General features: G+C 42.7%; 20 protein-coding genes. 7 read left to right on the top strand and 13 right to left on the bottom strand.

Annotation, left to right across the window (positions count from 1 at the left end):
• Window positions 1-54: 54 nt before the first annotated feature.
• From tilS to ppx, 3 genes are all read right to left on the bottom strand, one after another.
• A complete protein-coding gene (gene tilS, locus I6E84_RS01390; protein ID WP_197215640.1) occupies window positions 55-1,665 on the bottom strand; it encodes a tRNA lysidine(34) synthetase TilS in 1,611 nt (536 codons plus the stop codon).
• A 168-nt stretch (window positions 1,666-1,833) separates the two neighbouring features.
• The gene (locus tag I6E84_RS01385) at window positions 1,834-2,637 is read right to left on the bottom strand and encodes an acetyl-CoA carboxylase carboxyltransferase subunit alpha (protein WP_197215639.1); all 804 of its coding nucleotides are present in this window, start codon (window positions 2,635-2,637) and stop codon (window positions 1,834-1,836) included.
• 201 nt (window positions 2,638-2,838) lie between these two features.
• Complete coding sequence (ppx, locus tag I6E84_RS01380) at window positions 2,839-4,365, bottom strand: exopolyphosphatase (RefSeq protein ID WP_197215637.1); 1,527 nt, start codon at window positions 4,363-4,365, stop codon at window positions 2,839-2,841.
• Window positions 4,366-4,784: 419 nt separating this feature from the next.
• Here ppx and I6E84_RS01375 point away from each other — a divergent pair, with 419 nt between their 5' ends.
• Window positions 4,785-5,192: a DUF962 domain-containing protein gene (locus I6E84_RS01375; RefSeq protein ID WP_197215636.1), complete on the top strand. Its 408-nt coding sequence runs from the start codon at window positions 4,785-4,787 to the stop codon at window positions 5,190-5,192.
• A gap of 126 nt (window positions 5,193-5,318) precedes the next feature.
• On the opposite strand, the gene I6E84_RS01370 is transcribed toward I6E84_RS01375, so the two are convergent.
• Window positions 5,319-7,067: an AMP-binding protein gene (locus tag I6E84_RS01370; RefSeq protein WP_197215635.1), complete on the bottom strand. Its 1,749-nt coding sequence runs from the start codon at window positions 7,065-7,067 to the stop codon at window positions 5,319-5,321.
• 283 nt (window positions 7,068-7,350) lie between these two features.
• Between I6E84_RS01370 and I6E84_RS01365 the strand changes: the two genes are divergently transcribed.
• Window positions 7,351-7,749, top strand: a complete 399-nt coding sequence (locus tag I6E84_RS01365) for a lysozyme inhibitor LprI family protein (protein WP_197215634.1) — start codon at window positions 7,351-7,353, stop codon at window positions 7,747-7,749.
• Window positions 7,750-7,862: 113 nt separating this feature from the next.
• Here I6E84_RS01365 and hemL read toward each other — a convergent pair whose 3' ends face one another.
• Together hemL and I6E84_RS01355 are read right to left on the bottom strand one after the other, a co-directional pair.
• Window positions 7,863-9,164, bottom strand: a complete 1,302-nt coding sequence (gene hemL / locus I6E84_RS01360; RefSeq protein WP_197215633.1) for a glutamate-1-semialdehyde 2,1-aminomutase — start codon at window positions 9,162-9,164, stop codon at window positions 7,863-7,865.
• Window positions 9,165-9,255: 91 nt separating this feature from the next.
• Window positions 9,256-9,609 carry a zinc ribbon domain-containing protein YjdM gene (locus I6E84_RS01355; RefSeq protein WP_058025320.1) on the bottom strand — a complete coding sequence of 118 codons (354 nt, stop codon included), beginning with the start codon at window positions 9,607-9,609 and terminating at the stop codon, window positions 9,256-9,258.
• A gap of 204 nt (window positions 9,610-9,813) precedes the next feature.
• On the opposite strand from I6E84_RS01355, the gene I6E84_RS01350 reads away from it, so the two are divergent.
• Together I6E84_RS01350 and I6E84_RS01345 are read left to right on the top strand one after the other, a co-directional pair.
• Window positions 9,814-10,566: a YgfZ/GcvT domain-containing protein gene (locus tag I6E84_RS01350; RefSeq protein ID WP_197215632.1), complete on the top strand. Its 753-nt coding sequence runs from the start codon at window positions 9,814-9,816 to the stop codon at window positions 10,564-10,566.
• A 76-nt stretch (window positions 10,567-10,642) separates the two neighbouring features.
• Complete coding sequence (locus I6E84_RS01345; protein ID WP_197215630.1) at window positions 10,643-11,968, top strand: D-amino acid dehydrogenase; 1,326 nt, start codon at window positions 10,643-10,645, stop codon at window positions 11,966-11,968.
• Window positions 11,969-12,086: 118 nt separating this feature from the next.
• On the opposite strand, the gene I6E84_RS01340 is transcribed toward I6E84_RS01345, so the two are convergent.
• Together I6E84_RS01340 and I6E84_RS01335 are read right to left on the bottom strand one after the other, a co-directional pair.
• Window positions 12,087-14,261, bottom strand: a complete 2,175-nt coding sequence (locus tag I6E84_RS01340) for a molybdopterin oxidoreductase family protein (RefSeq protein ID WP_227681260.1) — start codon at window positions 14,259-14,261, stop codon at window positions 12,087-12,089.
• A 65-nt stretch (window positions 14,262-14,326) separates the two neighbouring features.
• Window positions 14,327-15,025, bottom strand: coding sequence for a TetR/AcrR family transcriptional regulator (locus I6E84_RS01335; protein WP_197215628.1), 699 nt, complete (start codon window positions 15,023-15,025; stop codon window positions 14,327-14,329).
• A 221-nt stretch (window positions 15,026-15,246) separates the two neighbouring features.
• Here I6E84_RS01335 and I6E84_RS01330 point away from each other — a divergent pair, with 221 nt between their 5' ends.
• Together I6E84_RS01330 and I6E84_RS01325 are read left to right on the top strand one after the other, a co-directional pair.
• Complete coding sequence (locus tag I6E84_RS01330) at window positions 15,247-16,494, top strand: NADH:flavin oxidoreductase/NADH oxidase family protein (RefSeq protein WP_197215626.1); 1,248 nt, start codon at window positions 15,247-15,249, stop codon at window positions 16,492-16,494.
• Between the two features lie 418 nt (window positions 16,495-16,912).
• Window positions 16,913-17,116: a CsbD family protein gene (locus I6E84_RS01325; protein WP_110921969.1), complete on the top strand. Its 204-nt coding sequence runs from the start codon at window positions 16,913-16,915 to the stop codon at window positions 17,114-17,116.
• Window positions 17,117-17,661: 545 nt separating this feature from the next.
• Here the strand turns inward: I6E84_RS01325 and I6E84_RS01320 are convergent.
• Window positions 17,662-18,369 (bottom strand): ZIP family metal transporter, encoded by a 708-nt coding sequence (locus I6E84_RS01320; RefSeq protein ID WP_197215624.1) that lies wholly within the window; start codon window positions 18,367-18,369, stop codon window positions 17,662-17,664.
• A 341-nt stretch (window positions 18,370-18,710) separates the two neighbouring features.
• Between I6E84_RS01320 and I6E84_RS01315 the strand changes: the two genes are divergently transcribed.
• A complete protein-coding gene (locus I6E84_RS01315) occupies window positions 18,711-19,370 on the top strand; it encodes a hypothetical protein (RefSeq protein ID WP_197215622.1) in 660 nt (219 codons plus the stop codon).
• A gap of 173 nt (window positions 19,371-19,543) precedes the next feature.
• On the opposite strand, the gene I6E84_RS01310 is transcribed toward I6E84_RS01315, so the two are convergent.
• The 4 genes from I6E84_RS01310 to purC all read right to left on the bottom strand — a co-directional run bounded on the left by I6E84_RS01310 (window position 19,544) and on the right by purC (window position 22,577).
• The gene (locus tag I6E84_RS01310; protein ID WP_197215620.1) at window positions 19,544-19,855 is read right to left on the bottom strand and encodes an NGG1p interacting factor NIF3; all 312 of its coding nucleotides are present in this window, start codon (window positions 19,853-19,855) and stop codon (window positions 19,544-19,546) included.
• 37 nt (window positions 19,856-19,892) lie between these two features.
• Complete coding sequence (locus I6E84_RS01305) at window positions 19,893-20,525, bottom strand: DNA-3-methyladenine glycosylase (protein ID WP_197215619.1); 633 nt, start codon at window positions 20,523-20,525, stop codon at window positions 19,893-19,895.
• Window positions 20,526-20,910: 385 nt separating this feature from the next.
• Window positions 20,911-21,465 (bottom strand): hypothetical protein, encoded by a 555-nt coding sequence (locus I6E84_RS01300; protein ID WP_197215618.1) that lies wholly within the window; start codon window positions 21,463-21,465, stop codon window positions 20,911-20,913.
• A gap of 398 nt (window positions 21,466-21,863) precedes the next feature.
• A complete protein-coding gene (gene purC, locus I6E84_RS01295) occupies window positions 21,864-22,577 on the bottom strand; it encodes a phosphoribosylaminoimidazolesuccinocarboxamide synthase (protein ID WP_110921975.1) in 714 nt (237 codons plus the stop codon).
• Window positions 22,578-22,689 lie beyond the last annotated feature (112 nt).

Here is a 22,689-nt window from a genome sequence, read left to right as displayed (position 1 = left end):
TTTGATAAATTCATGCCGACCACAGTGCCATCAAACTTAGGAGCATCTAGTAAATTACAAGCAATCTGCTCTATTTTTTGCACCTTTTTTGGGACTTAGATTACTTTTAATAAGGTGAGCGAGCTGATGATTGGTAGTGTCAGTTTTCAAATTATCAGCGCTTAATACCCAACGATCAAAAGGTGACAGCAATAAAATAGGCAACGCTATCGGACTTTCATTTTCGGTCATTTTCTCATCTATAACATCCACACTGATCACTACTAAGCTATCACGTAACCATGAAGGTATACCCAAAGTTTGGTAAAGCTTTTTGCCAGACTGTGGGCGTGACGCTAGTGCTGTTTGTACACGCTGCTTGCGACCCAATGGTGCTACCTTTAACATTGCGGTTCTTGATGATTTTAGCAATGCTTCGTGTTGGTCATGGTCTAATAATCCCGCCAATTCATTTGCCAAAATCTGCACCTGCCAAGTGAAGTCATTGTCACTACGTAAGGTAGTCAAGACAGGCTGTTCGTCAGCTGCATTAGATTCATGTGAAAAAGGTTGAGGTAGCATTTCCGTCTGTTCAGTAAGTGGCAGTTTCAGCCAAGTCAGCCACTCATTGCTTAGACGATAAAGCTGCTGCCGATAACGACGAATAGTATAAGACTGCTTACGACCTTGCCAAAATAGTTCCGTCTGATGATCGTGGTCATCACGTTGACTTAGAAGTAGTACGTCATCTACGAGCTGCTTAGCCGGTGGTAATGGCTCATCTTGACCCAACCAGTAATGTAATAATTGACGTTGGCGATACAGTGGTAGATTGTGTAATTCATCAATATTTAGGACTTGCTGTGCAGATAGCAACTGTAATGGAACAACTGCTGTCTGCTGCAAATCTGCAGCTGCTTGTGCACTGACACTTGCCTGTGCGTCACTCAATAGCTGTGCGCTACGAGCAATATTATCAATGACGTTGGGATTATATGATGCCAATACTGGCATGATGTCACGGCGTAACCCACTACGCACGTTATCGCCTGTGTCATTGGTGGGATCGTCAATATACGGCAGCTGTAGACGCTGAGCATAGGCACTAATACGGGCACGCTGAATAGTTAGCCAAGGCCGCCATAGTATATTGTGCTGCTCACCCTGTCTCTGTACGCGCCACGGCTGCATGCCCGATAGACCATTCACGCCAGCGCCTTGAATTAATCGCATCAATACGGTTTCCGCTTGGTCGTCAGCATGATGGCCCAATAGCAAAACATCACCTTGATTGATATGCGCGCGCATTACCTCATAGCGAGCTTGTCGTGCTGCCTGTTCATCATGGCCGTTTACTTGCGCACGTAATATATAACACGGTATTTTTTGCACCGCTGCCCAATCCGCAACATGGGCTGCCCAAGCGTTACTATCCGCTTGCAAACCATGATTCACATGTAAGAGCTGCGGCAAAAATGGCAATCTGCCTTGTCGATAAAGCTGTACACATAACGCTGCTAATGCCAGTGAGTCACGCCCACCACTACATGCCAGCCAAAGACGACGACCATGCAGCTGTTCGCCATACTCAGACATACTACTCAATAATGCTGCAGCCAGCTTATCATCAACTGGCAACTCATCGATTGGCTCAATAGAGTAAGAAAGGATCGCACTGCTGGTCATAGTCAGCCTTATTTATTGAGTAGTCAGATATTGATACGTTAATAGTAACAGCCACAAAAAAACGTGCCATTAAATGACACGTTTTTATTTTAGCACTAAGCTCAACATCTAATATTAAAAGCAACATATTCGTGACGTGTAATATTAGGTTGGCGCAATATGAGCCGACTAGGCAGGCAACATCACTTCAGAGTTAAACGTTTTTAACTTTTCATAGCGTAGCTCGCAACGATCATGCGCATCTAAGTCTTTAAGTTCATCTAACTGTTCAGCAATAAGTGCTTTCAATGCGGTCATGACTGGCTGCGGTTGCACGTGAGCACCTTCGCCCTCTTCAATAACAGCATCGATTAAGCCCATTTGATATAGGTTAATGGCGTTTAATTTCAATGCTTCACTAGCATCTTGTGCTTTTTCAGCGGTTTTCCATAAGATGGACGCACAACCTTCAGGAGAGATGACTGAGTAAATACTGTTTTGCAGCATGTTTACTTTATCACCCACGCCAATGGCTAATGCACCACCTGAACCACCTTCACCGATAATGGTGACAATGATAGGGACTTTTAGGCTAGAGAACACCGCGATACTTTCCGCGATGGCTTGTGCTTGTCCACGTTCTTCAGCACCGATACCAGGATATGCGCCTTGGGTATCGACAAAGGTCATCACAGGAATATTAAAGCGCTCAGCCATTTTGACCAAACGAATCACTTTGCGATAACCTTCAGGATTGGCCATACCAAAGTTATGAGCAATACGCTCGCGAGTACTGCGACCACGATGTTGACCAATTACCATTACTGGCATACCGTCAAAACGAGCCAAGCCACCAAGTATGGCTTTGTCATCGGCATAAGCACGGTCGCCATGCAACTCATCAAATTCGGTAAACAGCTGATTAACATAGTCCATAAATAATGGACGCTTGGCGTGTCGTGCAAGCTGCACACTATCCCAGACAGTGCTCATAGACCTTTCCCTTTAATAATTATATTTAACAATAGCGTCGATATCGGTTTGTAGATAATGGGTTTGTAAATAATAAAAGTACAGTTGTAAACTCAATAGAAGCTATAGTAGCACATCTTAAATCGCATAACATTACCGACAGAGCAGCTTTTGTTACGCGAATTTTTAGCTTAATAATTACAACGGTAATTTCTATAAGCACTAAGCTTCAACCACACTCAGCTTCACGCCCCACTTGGCAAATTGATCCGCTTCCGTCAGGAGATCAGACAATAAGAAAGCATAGTGTTCACTGCTATCAATAACGGTGATTTGCCAACAGTTATCATCCATGACCTTTAATTCTAATTCTGGTAACTCATAATCGCTGCGGCTATGATGCGCCAACACTGCCAGACGTAATAGTAAGCAGAGATAAACGAGCTGATCACCACCGATAGTGCACGTCTGCTCAAGCATATCAGCCTTGAGCTTACGGCGATGATTGAGCATCAACTGCGCCATACGTTTTTGATCGACTTGCGAAAATCCTGGAATATCTGAATATTCGAGCAGGTACGCACTGTGCTTGTGATAGCTGCTATGACTGATCGCAAGCCCTATCTCGTGCAAGAAGGCTGCACGTCTGAGCAAGTCACCATCATCGCTACTGAGCGTAAGCTTATCCATGACCTGTTCAAACAAATGACGGCTGGTCTTGACCACCTGCTTGGCTTGTTTCTTATCGCCTGAATAACGTTTAATCAGTGCCAATACACTGCGGTCACGCACATCTTCACTAGCAAAACGTCCGAGCATGTCATACATAACCCCTTCGCGTAGCGCACCATCTGAATAAGCAATGGTTTCAATGCTCAGTACCTTCATCACCGCACGCAATACGGCAACACCCGCTGGGAATACTGCTTTACGGTGCTCTTTTACACCTTCTAAGTCAATATCATCAACGTTACCAATCTTGAGCAGCAGCTTCTCTAGTTTTTTGACACCTTTATAAGTAATTCGCTCTTGCTCATCAGCCCAGCCTTTTGAGACAAGGACATTACGCACTGCTTTAATCGTACCACTAGAGCCAACCACACTACTCCAGCCAGTCTTTTGATAACGGCCGTTGATTGCGAGCACTTCTTTGCGTGCGCCTGAGATAGCATTATTAAAAGCTTCTTTAGTAATCAATCCATCAGAAAAGTATTTTTGCGTAAAAGCCACGCAACCCATCTGTAGACTCTCAGTCAATAGTGGATCGAACTCTTGACCAATAATGAACTCTGTCGAACCACCACCGATATCCATCACCAAGCGTTTATCGCTACTGGCATTGGTGTGCGAAACACCCAAATAAATCAATCGAGCTTCTTCGCGCCCTGCAATAATCTCAATAGGCTTGGGCAAAATCTTATTGGCACGTGCAATAAAGTCGTTTGCGTTTTTGGCTTGTCGCAACGCATTGGTCGCAACCACACGAATACGCTCTGGAGGCACTGAGTCCAAGCGCGCCACGAACCGACTCAGACAGTCAAGACCACGCTTTTCAGCTGCTGCACTTAGGATCTTATTTTCATCTAATCCGGCGGCCAGCTGCACCTTTTCAGACATAGACACTACTTTTCGCACCTCACCATGATCGAGACGCGCAATGGCTAGGTGAAAGCTGTTGGAGCCAATATCAATGGCTGCCATCATTTCGTCATCAGCAAGCGGTGGGTTCGTAAGGTAGTCAATAGGCATAGGGGAAGTCGTTACCATGTTAGATAAGGGAAAAAGAATACTTATTAAAAATCAGGTAAATAATCTGTACAAAAATTCTGAGTACACAAGATAGCACTATCGACACGAATAGACGCTATTTTTGCCATTAAAGCATTTATGCCAAACACTCGCAAGCGGCACAAAACCACAGCGCACGCGTCATGAAACCATATATACAGTAAACGAGGCACACTCAGCATCTATTGCTTGTGTTAATAATATGGGTTTGCTACATTGAAAGCCACCAATATTATAATAAATAACAGTGACTTGGTGTCAGCTTATAAATAGGCTATCACCTATAATCCACATCTCAATAGAAAGAAATTTACTCACCAGTGTTAAAATCTGCCTTAATTTATATGGCATACACGACACCACTAGCAAGGAAGCTAAAAATGAATGCAACTGCCACACAGAACATGGCCAAAACTGCTGATACACAGATCAATAGCAATGCAAAAAAAGAAATAGTCAAAACCAATACGCCGACTAAGCAGAAATTTTATGATTTCTATTTGGATGAGCATCAAAACATGGCGTGCCGTCGCTTGCACTTCGCAGGTAGTAGTTTTGGATTATTAGGATTGGCCAAGTCTGTCAAAACCCGTTCTCCCAAACCGTTACTCAAAGGTATTGCCGCAGGATATGCTTGTGCGTGGGTGGGTCATTTTTTCTTTGAAAAAAATAAACCTGCCTCTTTTAAGTTTCCGTTAAAAAGCTTTGCTAGCGACTTCCGAATGTATGGCGATGTGGTGCGCGGCAACTTAAGCTTGAGAGATCGCAAGTTTGATAAATCACGATAAAATTCAATCGTTACATACAGCACGCATTAAAAAACTGGGCTGCTTAAAATAGCAGCCCAGTTTTTTATTCGTTTTGAGGATTTTATTCGTGTCATTCCACATTCATTAGTGAAATGACGTATTCATTTATCGCAAAGATTTACGTAATATTTTACCGACTGCTGTCTTCGGTAACTCATCGATAAACACATAAGACTGCGGACGCTTATAGCCAGTCAAACGCTCAATAGCAAAAGTCATCAGTTCATCAGCCGTTAAACTTGGGTCTTTTTTGACCACAAAAGCTTTGGGAACTTCACCGCTGTGTTTGTCTTCGACACCAATGACGGCCACTTCTAGCACTTTTGGATGTTCAGTTAATGCAGCTTCTACTTCATTAGGATAAACATTAAATCCTGAGACCAATATCATGTCTTTTTTACGATCGACGAGTGTCAAAAAACCATCGTGATCCATGACGCCAATATCGCCAGATTTGAAATAACCATCCTCAGTAAAGGTATCTGTATTGTCTTTCTGCCAATAACCTTGCATCACTTGTGGTCCTTTGATGCCGACTTCTCCAGGTGTTCCGATCGCACAGGAGTATCCATTTTCAGCAATAATTTTGATATTCATCATTGCTAACGGCAGACCAACGCTACCATTAAAATTCGTAATCCCGGGTGGATTGAACGAGATAACTGGTGCCGTCTCAGACATTCCATAACCTTCATGAATCATCATGCCTGTCACTTGTTGCCACTGATCAGATACCGCCTTGATGATGGCGGTGCCACCACCGATAGATAAGGCCAGTCGACTAAAATCAAGGCCAGCAAATTTTGGATGGTTGAGCATACCAATAAACAAGGTATTCACAGAAGGAATGACATGCGGACGATGCTGCTCAATAGTATTGACTAGCCCATCGATGTCACGTGGATTGGTAACCAATATATCTTCCCACCCACCATATATCCCGAGCAAACCGCAAACAGTGAATGAAAAAATATGATAGAGCGGTAAAGGATTCAGTATCTTGATCTGCTCGCTACGGCCGGCTTCAATCGCCATGCCAAACATCGCATAGCACTGGCAGATATTGGCCATGACATTATAGTGTGTCAGCATGGCGCCTTTTGGTTTGCCTGTCGTGCCACCTGTATATTGTAATAAGGCCAAATCATCACGTGTAATCGTCACAGCCTGACACTGCTCAGCGTGGTATGTATTCATAATATGCGCAAAGCTGACATTCTGCTCTGAGATATCATTTGCAGCATTATCGGCTTTGGCTTGATTGGTTTGATTGAATTGACGAGTAGTATCAGCTGAGGCTTCAAGTTGGGTAAGTAAGGCAATGTCGTTATCCGCAGGTTCAGCATTCGGATTGACAGAACAATGTACCACCAGTGACAGCTGCGATTTCACTGCATCGTCTAATTGATCGAAAGCGGCGGTCATCCCATCAAGGACAACCAGCACGCTAACTTGAGCATCCGTCAGTTGGTGTGCCAATTCATAATGGGTGTACATTGGATTGACGTTTACCAGTACGGTGCCTGAGCGCAAACAGCCAAGCAACACGACTGCATACTGCAATATATTGGGTAGTTGTACCGCGACACGATCGCCCTTGTTGATTCCTTTTGCTTGTAAAAAAGCAGCAAAGCGGCGACTGGCAATATCCAGTTGTGCAAAGGTAAGCGTAGCGGGCCCCATACTAAAAGCCACAGAATCCCTATGTTGTTCTATCTTGGGTTGCAGTAACTCTAGCAGGTTGTGCTTGCCCTCTAACACATCTAGATTATTTCTTAGTCCGTGTTTCTCATACGAGGCTTGCCATAACGGTGGTGTATTACTGCTAGGCATATCATTGGTGCTGGTAGTCATGAGTTAGCGTCCTTGCTGAGTATATTTTTCTCAGCATAGCATACTCTAATCATGATTTTTTAAGCGGCTGAGTCACTTTATCAGGTCAGTTATTAGTAGTATTTTTGGTTTATATATATCGCTTTTTATGACCAATATACAGAACAAAAACTCAGCTCGACTAGTTTAAAAAATATAGATATAATCGAAAATACACATGTACCAAACCCCTCATAAACTCAAGATATATGCGGAATATAGCTATGCTATGCTAAATGCCATTTCACACAAGTAACGAGATTATATGTTTATCATGAGTCATATTAAAAAAGTCGGCTGTCTTGCCTTACTGTCAACAGGACTATTTGTCAGTGCCCAAGCGTCTGCAGAAAACACCTGCGATAACGCCTATACTCAGACCGATATTAACAAGTGTATTGCAGCTGAGCTGGCCGTAGAAGACAAAAAACTGAACCAGTCTTACCGTGATTTTCAGCGTTTACTTAATAGCTCTGAGAAAAAGCAATTAAAAACGGTGCAATTGGCATGGATTGATTTTAGAGACAAAGCTTGCCAGTTTTCTGCCAGTTCAGTTCGTGGCGGTAGTGCTTACCCAATGGCGCTCAATGGTTGTTTGACCACTTATACACAGCAACGACGTGTACAATTAGATGCCGATATTAAGAACATCAAAAGTAAATAGATGACTGTAGAAAATAAGTAGCCATAAAAAAACCAGCACCTCTTAAGGTACTGGTTTTTTTATGGCTTTGATTGCCTTGATCAATGCTACTTATGACGTTGAGTCAGAATAAATTAAGCACTGGCCATTTCAGCAAATATCTCATCAGCCGCTTTGATTGACGCATCAATGTCTTCATCGCTATGTTTGATTGACATAAAACCTGCTTCATAAGCAGAGGGTGCAAGATAGATACCACGATCTAGCATGCCATGAAAGAAGGTATTAAATACAGTCATGTCGCACTCTGTCACGTCATCAAAGTTCTGAGGCACAGCAGTCTCCTTGTCTCTAACGAAGAACATACCAAACATGCCGCCCAATTTATTGGTACGAAGGTTAATACCATGCTTGTCAGCCGCTGCTTGGAAACCGTCTACTAAACGATCAACTTTCGCTGCTAATTCGTCATAAAAACCGTCTGCCGTTAAGTCTTCAAACATCGCAATACCAGCACGCATCGCGAGTGGGTTGCCTGATAACGTGCCCGCTTGATAGACACCGCCAAGTGGGGCGATGCAAGACATGACTTCTTTTTTACCACCGAAAGCGCCAACAGGTAGACCTGCACCGATGATTTTGCCAAAGCAAGTTAAATCAGGGTCGATACCGAAGTGTGCCTGCGCTCCGCCAAGTCCGACGCGAAAGCCAGTCATGACTTCATCAAAGATTAATACTGCACCATTGGCAGTACACTCTGCACGCAACGTATCATGGAACTCTTGTGTTGGAATGACCATGTTCATATTGCCAGCGATAGGCTCTAAGATAACGCAAGCGACTTCTTCGCCCCATTTCTCAAAACAATCTTTAATCGCTTGCGGATCATTATAAGGAATCGTAATCGTGTGCTTAGCAAAATCAGCAGGTACGCCTTTTGAGGTGGGCTCACCGATATCAAGCATGCCTGAACCTGCTTTTACTAACAGACTGTCTGAATGGCCATGGTAGCAACCTTCAAACTTAACGATTTTGTCACGCTGGGTGTAACCACGTGCTAAGCGAATCGCACTCATGGTTGCTTCGGTACCAGAGCTGGTCATACGAATCATTTCGACGCTAGGCACGATTTCGCAAATTTTATCTGCAACTGTCGTCTCGAACGGTGTTGGGGTACCAAAGCTTAGACCATCATCGGCCGCTTTTTTGACCGCATCGATTACTTTTGGATGCGCATGACCCAAAATCATCGGCCCCCAAGAACCGACATAATCAATATAGGCATTGTCTTCGGTGTCATAAATTTTGCTGCCATTGGCACGGTGCATAAAGATTGGCGTACCACCGACTCCTGCAAAGGCGCGAACAGGTGAATTAACACCACCCGGGATATGTTTGCTGGCTTGTGCAAAGAGCTGTTCGTTTTTAGTACTCATAGTTATTCTCTACTTATAGCGACAATTTTTTGTGATTAAACGTCTGCTTTATATTTGTTTATTATAAAATTTTTCAAGCATATCTGGAACGCTAGGCTTTTTTAACAACAGAAGACTTAAGCTTCATTGGGCCATAGCCATCGAGTTTGCAGTCAATATCATGACCGTCAGTAGCATCTGGCAATAAACGAATACTTTTTGCCTTGGTACCTACTTTGATGACGAGTGAAGAGCCTTTGACTTTTAGGTCTTTGATCACAGTCACCGCATCACCGTCTTGTAGCTCGTTGCCGACAGCATCACGAATAACTGCATCTTGCTCTTCAGCTTGCGCAGCATCGGTCTCAGCCGCCGTCCACTCATGAGCACACATTGGACATACCAGTAACGCACCATCTTCATACGTATATTCAGCATCACATTTAGGGCAATTTGGTAAGCTCATTATTTCCTCGGCAGCCATGACAGATTAGGTTTTTACTAGAGCCAACATTGTACCGTAACTCGACAATTTTAACCAATTTGTACGGTTGAAAACTGGGTACTGAGCCCAATTTAACTGTTAACTCACCACTTAACCACGAGCTTTTTTATGACCGTGTTTTTTGTGGTACTCTTCTTAGCTTCATTTAGTTTAAGGATAATAATAATGACTCAAATTTCAAATGCATCGATATTACCAAAGTTTGCCCAATTAACCATTCAAGGCGAGGATGCCGAAAAATTCTTTCAAGGACAGTTGACCTGTGATGTCACCAAGCTCGGCCTCAGCTATCAAGCTGCTGCCATTGGTAATTTAAAGGGACGCATTGAATTTGGTATTTGGATTAAGAAACAAGCAGAAAAGCAATATGATGTGGTCATTAGTGCTGACTGCGCGGATGCTCTACAAGCCCACCTTAAAAAATATGGTGCATTTTCTAAATTTGAAACCAGCGCGCCGATGCCAATTTATCCTTGTGTCCTTGATAATGTACCGACTTTTAGCCATAAAGACGATCATAATACGACTGAGGATACACAAGCTTGGATGCAATGCAGTATTGCCACTGGTAACTATTGGATCGTAGCTACCACTCAAGGTGAATTCCAACCGCAAGAGCTGCGTCTGCATCAGCGCGGCGGTATGGATTACGACAAAGGCTGCTATCTGGGTCAAGAAGTTATCGCTCGTATTTATTTTAAATCAGCACCCAAAGCATTTTTGCACTATGTAAAAGGCACTGGTGAGGTACCAGCTGCAGGTAACAAGATTGATAAAATCCAAGTGGTCAATGCGATTGCCAATGCCGAAGGTTTTGAAGCATTGGTCATCACTCGTCCAGAATACCTTGTTGATAGCTTACTGACGCCACTAGACTTGCCAGCCGCCCTGCAAGCTGATGTGGCCCGCGCCAAATAAAAACTTGCCCTATAGATGGTGTTAGAAGTTTGACCCATTGCTGTCAGGCCATTAGACAATCACAGTAGAGAACCCTATGACACATGTTGCAGTACTTGGAGCAGGCGTGGTCGGTGTGACCACCGCATGGTATCTTCGTCAAGCAGGCTATGATGTGACTGTGATTGAGCGTGAACCCGCAGCAGGTTTGCAAACCTCATTTGCAAATGGTGGTCAAATATCGGTGTCACATGCCACACCTTGGGCTAATCCTGCAACTCCGATGAAAGCGCTCAAGTGGTTGTTTAAAGAAGACGCACCGCTTCTGTATCGCTTGCGGGCTGACAAAGCTCAGCTCAAATGGGCGATGCAGTTTCTGCAAGAGTGCCGCGCCGATAGAGCCGATGCCAATCTCGTACAAATGGTACGCTTAGGTCTATATTCAAGAGATACCTTACAGCAGCTGCGTGCGGATATCGGCATTGACTACGAACAGCAAACTCGCGGTATCATGCATTTTTATACTAATCAGGCAGAGTTTGATGCAGCTATAGAACCAACCGAACGCATGCAAGCCCTCGGTTGTGAGCGCTACGTGATTGATATCAATAACGCCGTCAATTTAGAGCCATCGCTTTACCCAATTGCTCATAAGCTGACTGGAGCAACCTATACCAGTCGTGACGAGTCTGGCAATGCGCACCTGTTTACCCAACGTTTGGCACAGCGCTGTATTGATGCTGGTGTACAGTTTTTATATGATACCGAGATTTTAGCACTCAATACCGATACAGACTCTGCGCATCCGCACGTGCACAGTATCACCATTCGTCCAGCAGGTGAAAACGCCCAAACCTTTACTGCAGGTACTTATGTATTAGCACTTGGCAGCTATAGCGTGTCATTGCTAAAGCCTTTGGGTATACACGCGCCAATATTTCCGGCAAAAGGCTATTCGGCTACTTATACCGTCAACCCACGAGCGCCGCATTTAGCGCCTTTTGTTAGCTTGATTGATGATGAGTTTAAGCTGGTCACCTCACGATTGGGTGATAAATTACGTGTGGCTGGCACCGCAGAATTTAATGGCTATAACTTAGATCTGAATACCACTCGCTGCGAAGCCATTACTCGACGCGTACAGCAGTTGTTCCCCAAAGGCATTATTGCAAACTCGGTACAATATTGGACAGGACTACGCCCTATGACCCCATCGAACGTGCCTTTGATTGGCCGTGCGCACTGCGGTCAAGTCAAACACGGCAGCCATAATGCCTCAGCTACTTTTGACAACTTATGGCTCAATACTGGGCATGGTACGCTGGGTTGGACGCATTCTTGTGGTTCTGCAAAAGCCCTTAGTTTATTAATCCAAGGCGAAACCCCTAACGTTGATTTTGACTTTGTCGGTATGAGCACTTAATCAAATAAGCGATAGATTAAGATTTTGTGCAAAAAAGAAGGCGCTTACCTATAGTAAGCGCCTTCTTTTTACTTTAAATTTAGGACAATTCTTAAGTGATTACGCTATCTATCAAGGTTTATGATGCGGTAGCCAATGCGTCATCCGTTGCTGATTCAAGCGCTTCCAGTTGTACTGGTACACCATTAACTGCCGCATTGCCACTTAACTGATCAATCAAGGTATCATCGGTCAAATCATTCACGCTCACCCCTGCGTGTGCTTGGGCGATTTTTTGCTTGACCCCTTTACGGCCATGACCAAAGCCATGCGGAATACTCACCACGCCTGGCATCAGCTCGTCGGTCACTTCTGCTGCAATGATCACACTACTGATTCGTGAAGTGACTTTTACAGATTGACCATCAACGATACCATGCTGCGCCGCTGTGTCAGGATGCAGCATCAACGTACAACGAGACTTGCCTTTTACTAATCGATGGCTATTGTGCAACCACGAGTTGTTACTACGCACATGACGGCGGCCGATGAGCAGCGTTTGGCTACTGTCATATTCTTGCACCATTTCTTTGACACGTGCCAAATCTGCCTTATAAAAATCCACATGAAGATGAATCTGTTTGTCTGCATGCTTAATAGCGTCTGGCAACATGCTGTGCAATGGCCCCAAATCGATACCATGCGGGTTTTCCATGAGTACATCTAACGTGACATCTTTATAAGGCCCATACTTTAGACCTTGCTCTAAAACAAATTTCGGCCCAAATGCTTTTATCGCTGCACGTTCTTTTTGAGTTGCTTCTGGCGCATCTTTATCCAAACGATCTGCCAGCTCTAAATAAATCTCCCAATCATGTCTCGTCTCTTCTGATCTCTCAAACAAAGCTGGCGAGTATTTGGCGACATTGTGCACCGCAAATCCATTAAACGTCACATCATAATGGTCACGCTCTAGTGGCGATACAGGCGGCAAGATGATATTGGCATGACGACTAGTCTCGGTCACAAAGTAATCAAGTGACACCATAAACTCTAGTTTTGACAGCGCTTCGTCTAGTTTTTCACCATTTGGGGTACTCAACACAGGGTTACCCGCAACGGTGACGAATCCTTTTAATTGTCCCTCGCCCTCTACCAACATCTCATCCGCCATCGCAACCACAGGATACTCACCATTAAAATCAGGCAAGTTGCTCACGCGGCTGTGGCGTTTACCCAAATATCCTGGGCCAGAGCTGTTCACAACAGCCACCGCAGGGTTGGGGAACATCAATCCGCCCACTTCATCTAAACGACCCGTGACAATATTGATCACCATCGACAGGTACTGGCTCAGTAGGCCGAACTCTTGCACCGATATGCCCATGCGGCCATAACAGACTGAGCTTTCAGCTTCGCAAAATTCTTTGACGATACGTTTGATTTCAGGTGCAGTAATACCTGTAATGGCAGCAACTGATTCTGCCGTGTACTCTTTGGCAAACAGAGCAAGTCGATCAATCTCGGGTGCCAAAGCAGCGACCTTGCTATCTAATTTAGCATAGCCTTGCGCATATATTTCATTCAGCATGGCAAGTAATAGCAATACATCTGTTGCAGGACGAATAAAGTGGTGTTCGCTAGCGATATCGGCCGTTTCTGTGCGTCTTGGGTCAATCACCACCACTTTGCCGTCACGGGCTTTGATGTCTTTTAGTTTTTGGCGCATGTTCGGGGCAGTCATGATACTGCCGTTAGAAGCTAGCGGATTGCCACCGATAATGAGCATGTATTGGGTGTGGTTCACATCAGGAACTGGAATACGTAGCATATGGCCAAATAAGTGCATACTGACGATATGGTGTGGCAATTGATCGATTGAGGTGGCAGAAAAACGACTGCGAGTTTTTAAGCTGGTAAGCAGTTGTTTTATGGTCAGCATACCGCCCATGTTGTGTACGTTGGGGTTACCAAGATAAACCCCCAATGCGTTTTGGCCATATTTTTGCTGTACGGATTGAATACCTGCGGCCACTTTATCCAATGCTTCTGGCCAACTGATGGTTTTCCAGCCATCGGCCGTTCTCTCGACTGGCTGGCGCAAACGGTCAGGGTCTTCGTGCAAATCCTGCAAAGCCGTTGCTTTTGGACAAATATAACCTTGCGAAAAGGGATCGTTTTTATCGCCTTTAATCGACAAGACTTTTTCGCCGTCGTGTTTTATCTCAACACCGCACATCGCCTCGCACAATGTACAAGTTCTAAAATGCGTTTGCTCTTCGCCTAACGTTGGTGTAGCCATGGTTGTGGCCATAATAACTCTCCCTGTTGTGTTTGATTAATCCTAGTTTTTACGATAATAGTTTTCGCTTATTATCGTTATTCACTACTATTGCTTCCGTGCAAAAAATTGGCGAACAGCGCATCAAAGCTGGTACTCAATGTGGCAATCGCTTGCTGCCTTGAGTAGCGCTGCTGATGACAGCCTAATATGAGCTCATGTACTTGTGCAGCAGCAATATCAACACAAAGATTGACAGCGCTGCGTTCACAAGAACGATTGGATAGCTGCAATCCTTGAAGAAATATCTCTGTCCACTCTTCTTGTATCTCGGTAACTAAATTGCCCAATCCGTTGTTTAACGAAGATTGGTTTTCTATATTGGCAGTAAACCGTGGGCGATCCTCTAGCAAATGCTGAAACAGTGCAATATTTTGAAACGCCGAATCAAAAATCATTACCAAACATTGCTGACAGCGCTCATTGAACTGCGCTTTACTTAATACATCATAATCTTTGAGCATATCGACCCACGCCAGTCGCATGGGCGATAAATAATTGTCTTTTAACTGAGCACTCAGTTCATTTTGCAGCGCGTCTAGGCTGTCAAAATGGTTATAAAAGCTTGGCTGCGCAATACCAGCACCTTTGGCCACTTTATTCATACTCATGCCCTGAGCACCCTCTAAACTGTACAGCCTTAATGCACTTTTCAATAATGCACGGCGCGTTTTGGCTTTCGCCATCTCGCGTTTAGATTCTGTTGGTACATCTGAATATTGCGCTAGTACAGTCAATGAAGAAGCATCCTTGTTTATTTACTTATTCGATAAATAATTAAATCGACACACCAGTAATTTACCTTGAGTGCTATTGCGCCGAAAAAATGTGATGATGACGGCCACACGCCGATAGCTATTATTTCAACTATAAGGTTATAGTCATTTAAACCATAAGTCTATAGTGAAACCCATAGTAGAACTCGTGCTTCACAAAATGAAATTTTTAGGTTGCCATCATGACATCATCTGTTTTTTCCCCTTTCACATTGCCTTGTGGCGCCACCCTTTCTAACCGCTTGGCTAAAGCTGCTATGGAAGAAAACATGGCGGATGAAGGCCAAATTCCTGGCCATGCACTTTTGCACTTATATCAGCGCTGGGCTGAAGGTGGCACAGGCCTTCTGATCACTGGTAACGTCATGGTGGATGGTCGTGCGATGACAGGCCCTGGTGGCATCGTATTAGATAAATACAGCGATATCGCTCCTTTTACAGCATGGGCACAGGCTGCAAAACAAAACAACACGCACGTTTGGATGCAGTTAAATCATCCTGGCCGTCAAGTGTATGCTGCCATGGGCGGGGATGTGTTGTCGCCTTCTAATGTGGCCATCGACTTGGGTAAGCACTCTGGTTTATTTAGCCAACCCCGAGCCATGACGCTGCAAGATATTGAACAGCTCATTCAACGCTTCGCAGACACAGCAGTCAGAGCCGAACAGGCGGGATTTGATGGTGTCCAAATTCATGCTGCCCATGGTTATCTCATTTCTCAATTTTTATCACCATTGACCAATAAACGCCAAGATGAATATGGTGGCTCAATTGAGAACCGTATGCGACTATTGATTACCGTTATTAAAGCGGTTCGTGCTGAAGTGTCATCCAATTTTGCCATTGGGGTCAAAATAAATTCAGCAGATTTTCAACGTGGTGGGTTTGATGCAGACGATGCAAAAGTGGTTATTTTAGCCATGACTGAGTTGGCGGTAGATTTGGTTGAGCTGTCTGGTGGTAGTTACGAAAGCCCTGCTATGCAGGGTAATACGGCAGATGGCAGAACGCTACAACGAGAAGCCTATTTTTTAGACTTTGCAAAAGAGATTGCGCAAGTAGCTACCATGCCAGTGATGACCACAGGTGGCGTTAGACGCTTGGCCGTTGCAGAAAATGTACTCGCGCAGGGGATTGATATCGTTGGTATGGGCACTGCTCTCGCCATGAACCCTTCGTTACCCAATGATTGGAAAAAAGATGAAACCATTAGCGCTCATAATCCAGTTGTGCAATGGCGTGATAAAACCTTGAGCGCTGTTGCTACTATGGCAGTGATCAAGCGCCAACTGCAGCGTATGGGTAAAGGCAAGCTACCTAAACCCGATGCTTCACCGATATTCTCACTCATTGCTGATCGCATTCGATTAAAAAATCTGACCAAACGCTATCACACATATTTGGCTACCCTTAAAAACCCCACACAGTAATATCAAAGTTAAAAGTTATTCGTATGATTTAACGCATTGTAGGTGCATTGCTATTTATATTTTTATGCTTATTAAGCGCTCAATATAACAACTTTATAAATTTAAATGGCTTTGAAATCATAATTTTATAAAAATATGCTTGGTGGCTACTACGTATTGCAAACACAAGTGAGCCCGATTTTGACACAATGATGGTATAGGTAACAGACCTATGCCATTCATTATAATTAAGCAACACTATAAACATTGGATGTACAGACACCACTGTCAAAACTGATTATATTTATTACCACAAGGCAGTCAATAACAATAAAAAATAACTGCTTTGGTGATCAAATAATTATAAAAACAACCAATAATAAGAGCAGTTAAAAATAAGACTTACTCAAGCACGTTCAATAAAATAAGGAAGACAACAATGAATGAACATACGCTAAAAGGTGAATGGAATCAGCTAAAAGGCTCAGTAAAGCAAAAATGGGCTGAACTAACTGATGATGATTTAACGCATATCGAGGGTAGCCGTGACAAGTTGGTTGGCCGTGTACAAGAGCGTTATGGCCACGCCAAAGACGACGCCGAGCGCGAAGTAGATGACTGGCGCCGTGAAAATAAATATTAATTTATTTTAATGATAAAAAACAAAAGCCGCATAGAATCTATGCGGCTTTTTATTGGCTAATGATTTCTGTAGAAGCAGATAAATATATTGAGGACAAGCGGACAGATAAAAAATCATTCGTCCTTCAGCTTAATAAAGTTTCTCAACACCCAGACACGATAAAACCGCATAGCAATTAATTGTTATGCGGTTTTATTGTTAACTATCCATGTTACCTATCACGACCGTTTCCTATACATCCTTGCATAGTCTTCAGCATATTGTGATACTGGGCATCCTGCCCTATTTACTACGTCTACAGCATTAACTGCTGCTATCAGCAAAGGTTATGTGTCCTTACCTCACTCATTATTATCATCCTGATGCTAATAAGTCAGTCATTATCCTTAATGCGGTCAACTCAATCCTTGAGTCACATTTCCTAATGCCGTGTGACTATAATGCCCAATTCCTAACCTGATGTTAAGTCGCATAAGCGTCATTGCGTGTAAGCATATGCTTACACGCATTTTAATAATGAGCCAATTTGTCTTGCTTTTGCATGGCTAAATGACCATTTCACCGGCCACGCCGACCAAAAATCCTAGGGATGCACCCAGTGACGTCAGATAATTATTGTCTAATTTACTTTCAGGAATGATGTCTTGAATCAATAAATAGAGAATACCACCACTCGCAAATGTCATTAAGTGTGCAGTAACATTGGGGTGCTGACTCAATAAAAAATGCCCAATAAGTGCTGAGATGACACCAAAAAAGCTCAAACCAAAAAATATGGTCAATGTCTTTCGCACACTAAAACCGCTGCGCACTAAGTCACGAAACGAGTTAAAAGATTCAGGCAGATTTTGCAAACCAATAAAAATAGCCAACAACAATGCCATTTGTGGTTCAATAGCAAAGACAGCACCTAAAGCAATAGACTCTGGCACAAAATCCATCATCATCGCTAGCAACGTTGCCTGCTGACTGCCTGATGATGCTAGCTTTCGGTCTATCAACATAAACAAGATAGCGCCAAATGAAAACGATCCTATCACGCCCCAGACGCCCAACTCATCCATACCTTTGGGTACTAATACCAATGCCAGCGCAGATAAAATAATACCTGCACCAAAAGACATTAATGTATGAACCAGCTGCGCCTTGACCGGACTGTCTTTAATATGATGGTCAAACATATTGGCCAGTAGTCCACCTATAAATACCGTTGCACCTGCAAATCCTGAAAACAAAATAAGTTTGAGTGGCATTTTTTCCCTTATTATTAATTGAGTATTTTATTAGTTGGATGTCTTTGTATTATGTTACTCAACGGCTTGTCTTAGAGACTATGTCTAATGCATGACTGTTTTGTTCATTTACAACTTCTTAACGTAAATGACATCTAACACCAAGCTTTATACCTTATGATTGATAATGTAAGTAAATATTTCATCATTAGTTGGATTATCAGAACGCAGCTGCTGGGCAAGATATTTTCGCCAGTATAGTAGTGAGTACTAATATAGTAGATGTCAAATCCATCAAACTAAGCAAATCAAGTTAAAAATACACAGTCGCTGTGCAATACCAAACAATAGGAAGATTCATTATGAGAACACTACAACGCTCCACCATAAAAACGATTCTTTCATCGGGGCTTGCGGTTGCTTTGTTGGGTACGATGGTCGGCTGTACCACTATTGCCTCCCCTTATGACAATCGCCCTGTGTACCGTGATAGCAATACGAGTAACAATAACGTTAACCGCGTTAGTCAGCAGCTACGTCAAGACTTACGTCGCAAGGGTTATGATGTCAGAGACATTCAAGCTAGCAATTACCGAGGCAGTCAGATACTTACTGCTTATGCCACTAAAGGTAAACAAGCCTATGAGCTTAAGTATACGTATCCTGACCTAAGACTAGTCAGCTCAGACAAGAAATCATGGTCATCTAATGGAAAAGATGATAGATACGAAAAAAACCATGATAAAAAAGACAAATATAAAAATAATGGTAAGCATAAAAACAGTAAGCATCATAAAAACGGTGATGTCGAAGGCAATATTACAAGAGAATCCCGCTACCCAGCCATCAAACAACAAGCCATCAGAAAAGTTAGTGCGATGGGTTACCGTGTAAAAGATATTGAGCTTGAAGAAAAAAATAATCGCGGTGTGTTTGAAATCGAAGCAAGACGTGGCTCACAAGATTATGAAATACTACTTGGCTATCCCAATCTAAATGTCATTAAGGTGAAAAAAGACTAGATTTCAACACAACTACTATTCACAACATTCGTATCTTATAGTATAGATGCGAGTATAAAATTTCGGCATCGCTCACCTCTTGATGCCTACGGTCAAATAAACCAGCCCTTGGTATATTTGACCTTTTTTTTCACTTTATTATGCAAGAACAGAGCATATCTTCAATTCAAATACTAGAAATCTAAGACCTTTATCACATCGTAAGCTGGTGTCTCATATGGATGCGCCTCTTTTAACGCAGCGATAACAGTTTCAATGACCGCTTCATCAACCACCATTTCAACTCGCCATTCATCGACCATTTCTAAGCTATCATGTGTACCAATGTGCGGCGTACTACCTGATAATGGCATAAACTGACCGCTTCCTTGTACTTGCCAACAGCACTGCTCGTAATGTCCAATTTTCCCAGCGCCAGCAGCAAACAAAGCTGATTTTACTTGGTCTAACGCTTCATCAGGAATAAAAATGGTCAATTTATACATAGATTTACCTCATAGAATGGTTTTGAGTATCAATCTGCTATTTCTTAGACAAGGAAGGATGATCGGTCCATATATAACGTAGCAGCCAATCTTTTGCATCACCTGCATAGTCAATACCAATACGTGGGCGTAGTGATATTGGAGGCTGACACCCATCATCTTCTATCCAAACAGCTGACGCTAGGCCAATTACCTTGCCATATAAATCACGATCAATTTGCAATCGTTTGGTTAGCTTCCCAGGGCCAGCAAACTGCTTGGGATGACTAAGCTGTTTGTCTGAGCTAAGCAACTGCTCATCAAATAGACGACCACTATCCTCTGTCAAAAACCCAGCCCGTATCAACACCGACTCCGGCGACTCTGCAGCACCACTGATTAAGTTAAGCATATGATGTACGCCGTAGGTCAAATAGACATAGAACACACCGCCTTGCTCATACATAATTTCAGTACGTGAGGTTCTTGTGCCTGCATGCGAATGACAGGCAGGATCACTTTCACCGATATAAGCTTCGGTCTCTGAGATACGCATTCGCAGTATTTTCGCGGTGCCATCGGTATCTATCAATTTTCTACAGAGCACTTTGCCAACCAAGTCAGCAGCGACTACACAAGTTGGACGCGTAAACCAGTCAGGTGCTAAGACAGTTGACGAGGCAGTAGACATTAGCGAAACCTTTTCTTATTTTGATAATCTAATTGACATGACCAAATACTAATAAACAAGTATTAATAAATTAACATGAAATTAAGATAAGGTATTAAGGGTAATGTTTGTGCTATGTTTGATTTTTTATACGAGTTAAGTTATAAAACTGTGTTCAAAAGGCCAATATTGATAGTGCGTATTAAGCATCAATACTTATGGATAAAGAGGATTTCATCATTAAGTATTACTGATAAACAGATAAAAATCGCAGTCTATTTTGAGTAGTTCCACAAATCTAGTCTATTTTAAGTGGTTTGTTAATAGGTTTGAGGGGCAAAATAACTGGTTCCGTTAGGGTATAGGCTAAATATAGTAAGTTCAAGTCAGCTCAAACGCTGATTACCTAAAACAAATCTGATGTTGATATTCTAAGTACATCAGATTTATTTAGCCAAATACCTTTAGAGCATTTTATACCACTAAGATAATTTTTAAGGTACTCTATAAAACTAAATCCGGTACATTCAAATGTATCGTCACCATCACAGTAATGCCAAACTTGTAGTTCTGGATCTGTCGTATAAATAAAATAATAAGACGTTTCATTCAATCGACTAAAAAAGTAAGGTTTACCATCAAGATCTTTTTGAGTAATAAAACCCTCATCAACTAGTTCTTGTTGCCACCCTAAGTTGATACTCATATGAACTAAAAATGTTGTCTCATCAGAACGATTATTGTATTTATTGAATACAAAAAAGTCATCCATAAAAAGGCCTCCAGAGCATTTACCAAAAGTCCGTAACCAAAGCCTGAAATCCCCTTTGGCTTCTATGTTTAACTTCTCCGTATAAACATCTATTTCTTCATTTTTAAGTCCATCAATAGCATTTATATCTATGTTCCAACAAATATCTTTACTAATGTATGGCATAAACTGGTCGATAAACTCATTCATTTTATAATCCCAATTTTCAATAACCTATGGATTCTTTGATGTTGATTCCTCAAATATCTAAATCGTCATTTTGGATAGCCTGTTTGATTAATCGTTTAGGATTGTACTACCCCCAATACATAGGTCTGCATGACCCATATTACCGATTTCATAGCTACTGAAGTTACAGCTAATACTAGGAGTTCGATGCCTGTATAGCGCACCGATCACGAATAGAATATGTATGGTAAGTACACCATGAAGTACACTGTGACTATTTCAGCGAGTTAAAACGTTGATACCATTAGCCCACAGCCGAAGATTCAAGTCCTCACTAGCGTACCGACATTAATATGATGCCATAAAAAAACTGAGCACATGGCTCAGTCTTTTATTTTATGTTGTCAGAGTTAATTTGCTTAGCTTAATGGTACACCAATACGGTTAGCCACTTCTTCATAAGCTTCAATCACATCGCCTAATGACTGGCGGAAACGGTCTTTATCCAATTTTTTCTTGGTAATTTTATCCCAAATACGGCAGCCATCTGGTGAGAACTCATCACCTAAAACGATGCGGTCATGGAATACACCAAACTCTAGCTTGAAATCAACCAGTATCAAATCGCCTGCATCAAATAGTGCTTTTAGTACATCGTTCACTTGATGAGTCAGCTCTTCCATTCTTGCTAATTGTGCTTCGGTTGCCCAACCAAGAGAAACAGATAGTGACTCATTGACCATTGGATCACCAAGCGCATCGTCTTTATAAAATAGCTCATAAGTAGGCGGCGTCAATGCTTGGCCTTCTTCTAAACCCAAACGACGAACCAAACTACCAGCAGCAAAGTTACGTACTACACACTCAACCGGAATCATATCTAGGCGTTTGACCAACACTTCGTCTTCAGACAATTGCTTTTCAAAATGCGTTTCGATGCCAGCATCGGCCAGCTTTTGCATAATAAAAGCATTGAAACGGTTATTGACCACGCCTTTGCGTGCTAACTGTTCGATACGCTTACCATCAAGCGCTGATGTATCATCACGGAAATGTAAAATCAAAAGATCATTGTCTTCTGTTTCATAGACAGATTTGGCTTTACCTTTATACAGCAGTTGTTGCTTTTGCATTATGAGAATTCCTGTTCGTTCAAGCTTATGTGGTAAAAACGCGCAGCTACCGCTAGTTTTTATATGACGGTATTAATAGTTAAATTAACGAATATAAAAAACCAACGGTAAA

The sequence above is a fragment of the Psychrobacter sp. SCQQ22 genome (assembly GCF_015864605.1).
GTDB lineage: Bacteria > Pseudomonadota > Gammaproteobacteria > Pseudomonadales > Moraxellaceae > Psychrobacter > Psychrobacter fozii.
The sequence above is the reverse complement of the archived record's forward strand: the minus strand, read 5'-3'. Positions and strand labels throughout refer to the sequence as shown.

Coding starts and splice junctions, on each gene's coding strand:
- I6E84_RS01305 (WP_197215619.1), bottom strand. CDS start 20,525: ATGTCTACTGCCTCGTCAACTGTCTTAGCACCTGACTGGTTTACGCGT.
- I6E84_RS01375 (WP_197215636.1), top strand. CDS start 4,785: ATGAATGCAACTGCCACACAGAACATGGCCAAAACTGCTGATACACAG.
- purC (WP_110921975.1), bottom strand. CDS start 22,577: ATGCAAAAGCAACAACTGCTGTATAAAGGTAAAGCCAAATCTGTCTAT.
- I6E84_RS01355 (WP_058025320.1), bottom strand. CDS start 9,609: ATGAGCTTACCAAATTGCCCTAAATGTGATGCTGAATATACGTATGAA.
- I6E84_RS01345 (WP_197215630.1), top strand. CDS start 10,643: ATGACACATGTTGCAGTACTTGGAGCAGGCGTGGTCGGTGTGACCACC.
- I6E84_RS01350 (WP_197215632.1), top strand. CDS start 9,814: ATGACTCAAATTTCAAATGCATCGATATTACCAAAGTTTGCCCAATTA.
- I6E84_RS01300 (WP_197215618.1), bottom strand. CDS start 21,465: ATGAATGAGTTTATCGACCAGTTTATGCCATACATTAGTAAAGATATT.
- hemL (WP_197215633.1), bottom strand. CDS start 9,164: ATGAGTACTAAAAACGAACAGCTCTTTGCACAAGCCAGCAAACATATC.
- I6E84_RS01330 (WP_197215626.1), top strand. CDS start 15,247: ATGACATCATCTGTTTTTTCCCCTTTCACATTGCCTTGTGGCGCCACC.
- I6E84_RS01385 (WP_197215639.1), bottom strand. CDS start 2,637: ATGAGCACTGTCTGGGATAGTGTGCAGCTTGCACGACACGCCAAGCGT.
- I6E84_RS01310 (WP_197215620.1), bottom strand. CDS start 19,855: ATGTATAAATTGACCATTTTTATTCCTGATGAAGCGTTAGACCAAGTA.
- I6E84_RS01365 (WP_197215634.1), top strand. CDS start 7,351: ATGTTTATCATGAGTCATATTAAAAAAGTCGGCTGTCTTGCCTTACTG.
- I6E84_RS01315 (WP_197215622.1), top strand. CDS start 18,711: ATGAGAACACTACAACGCTCCACCATAAAAACGATTCTTTCATCGGGG.
- I6E84_RS01325 (WP_110921969.1), top strand. CDS start 16,913: ATGAATGAACATACGCTAAAAGGTGAATGGAATCAGCTAAAAGGCTCA.
- tilS (WP_197215640.1), bottom strand. CDS start 1,665: ATGACCAGCAGTGCGATCCTTTCTTACTCTATTGAGCCAATCGATGAG.
- I6E84_RS01370 (WP_197215635.1), bottom strand. CDS start 7,067: ATGACTACCAGCACCAATGATATGCCTAGCAGTAATACACCACCGTTA.
- I6E84_RS01320 (WP_197215624.1), bottom strand. CDS start 18,369: ATGCCACTCAAACTTATTTTGTTTTCAGGATTTGCAGGTGCAACGGTA.
- ppx (WP_197215637.1), bottom strand. CDS start 4,365: ATGCCTATTGACTACCTTACGAACCCACCGCTTGCTGATGACGAAATG.
- I6E84_RS01340 (WP_227681260.1), bottom strand. CDS start 14,261: ATGGCCACAACCATGGCTACACCAACGTTAGGCGAAGAGCAAACGCAT.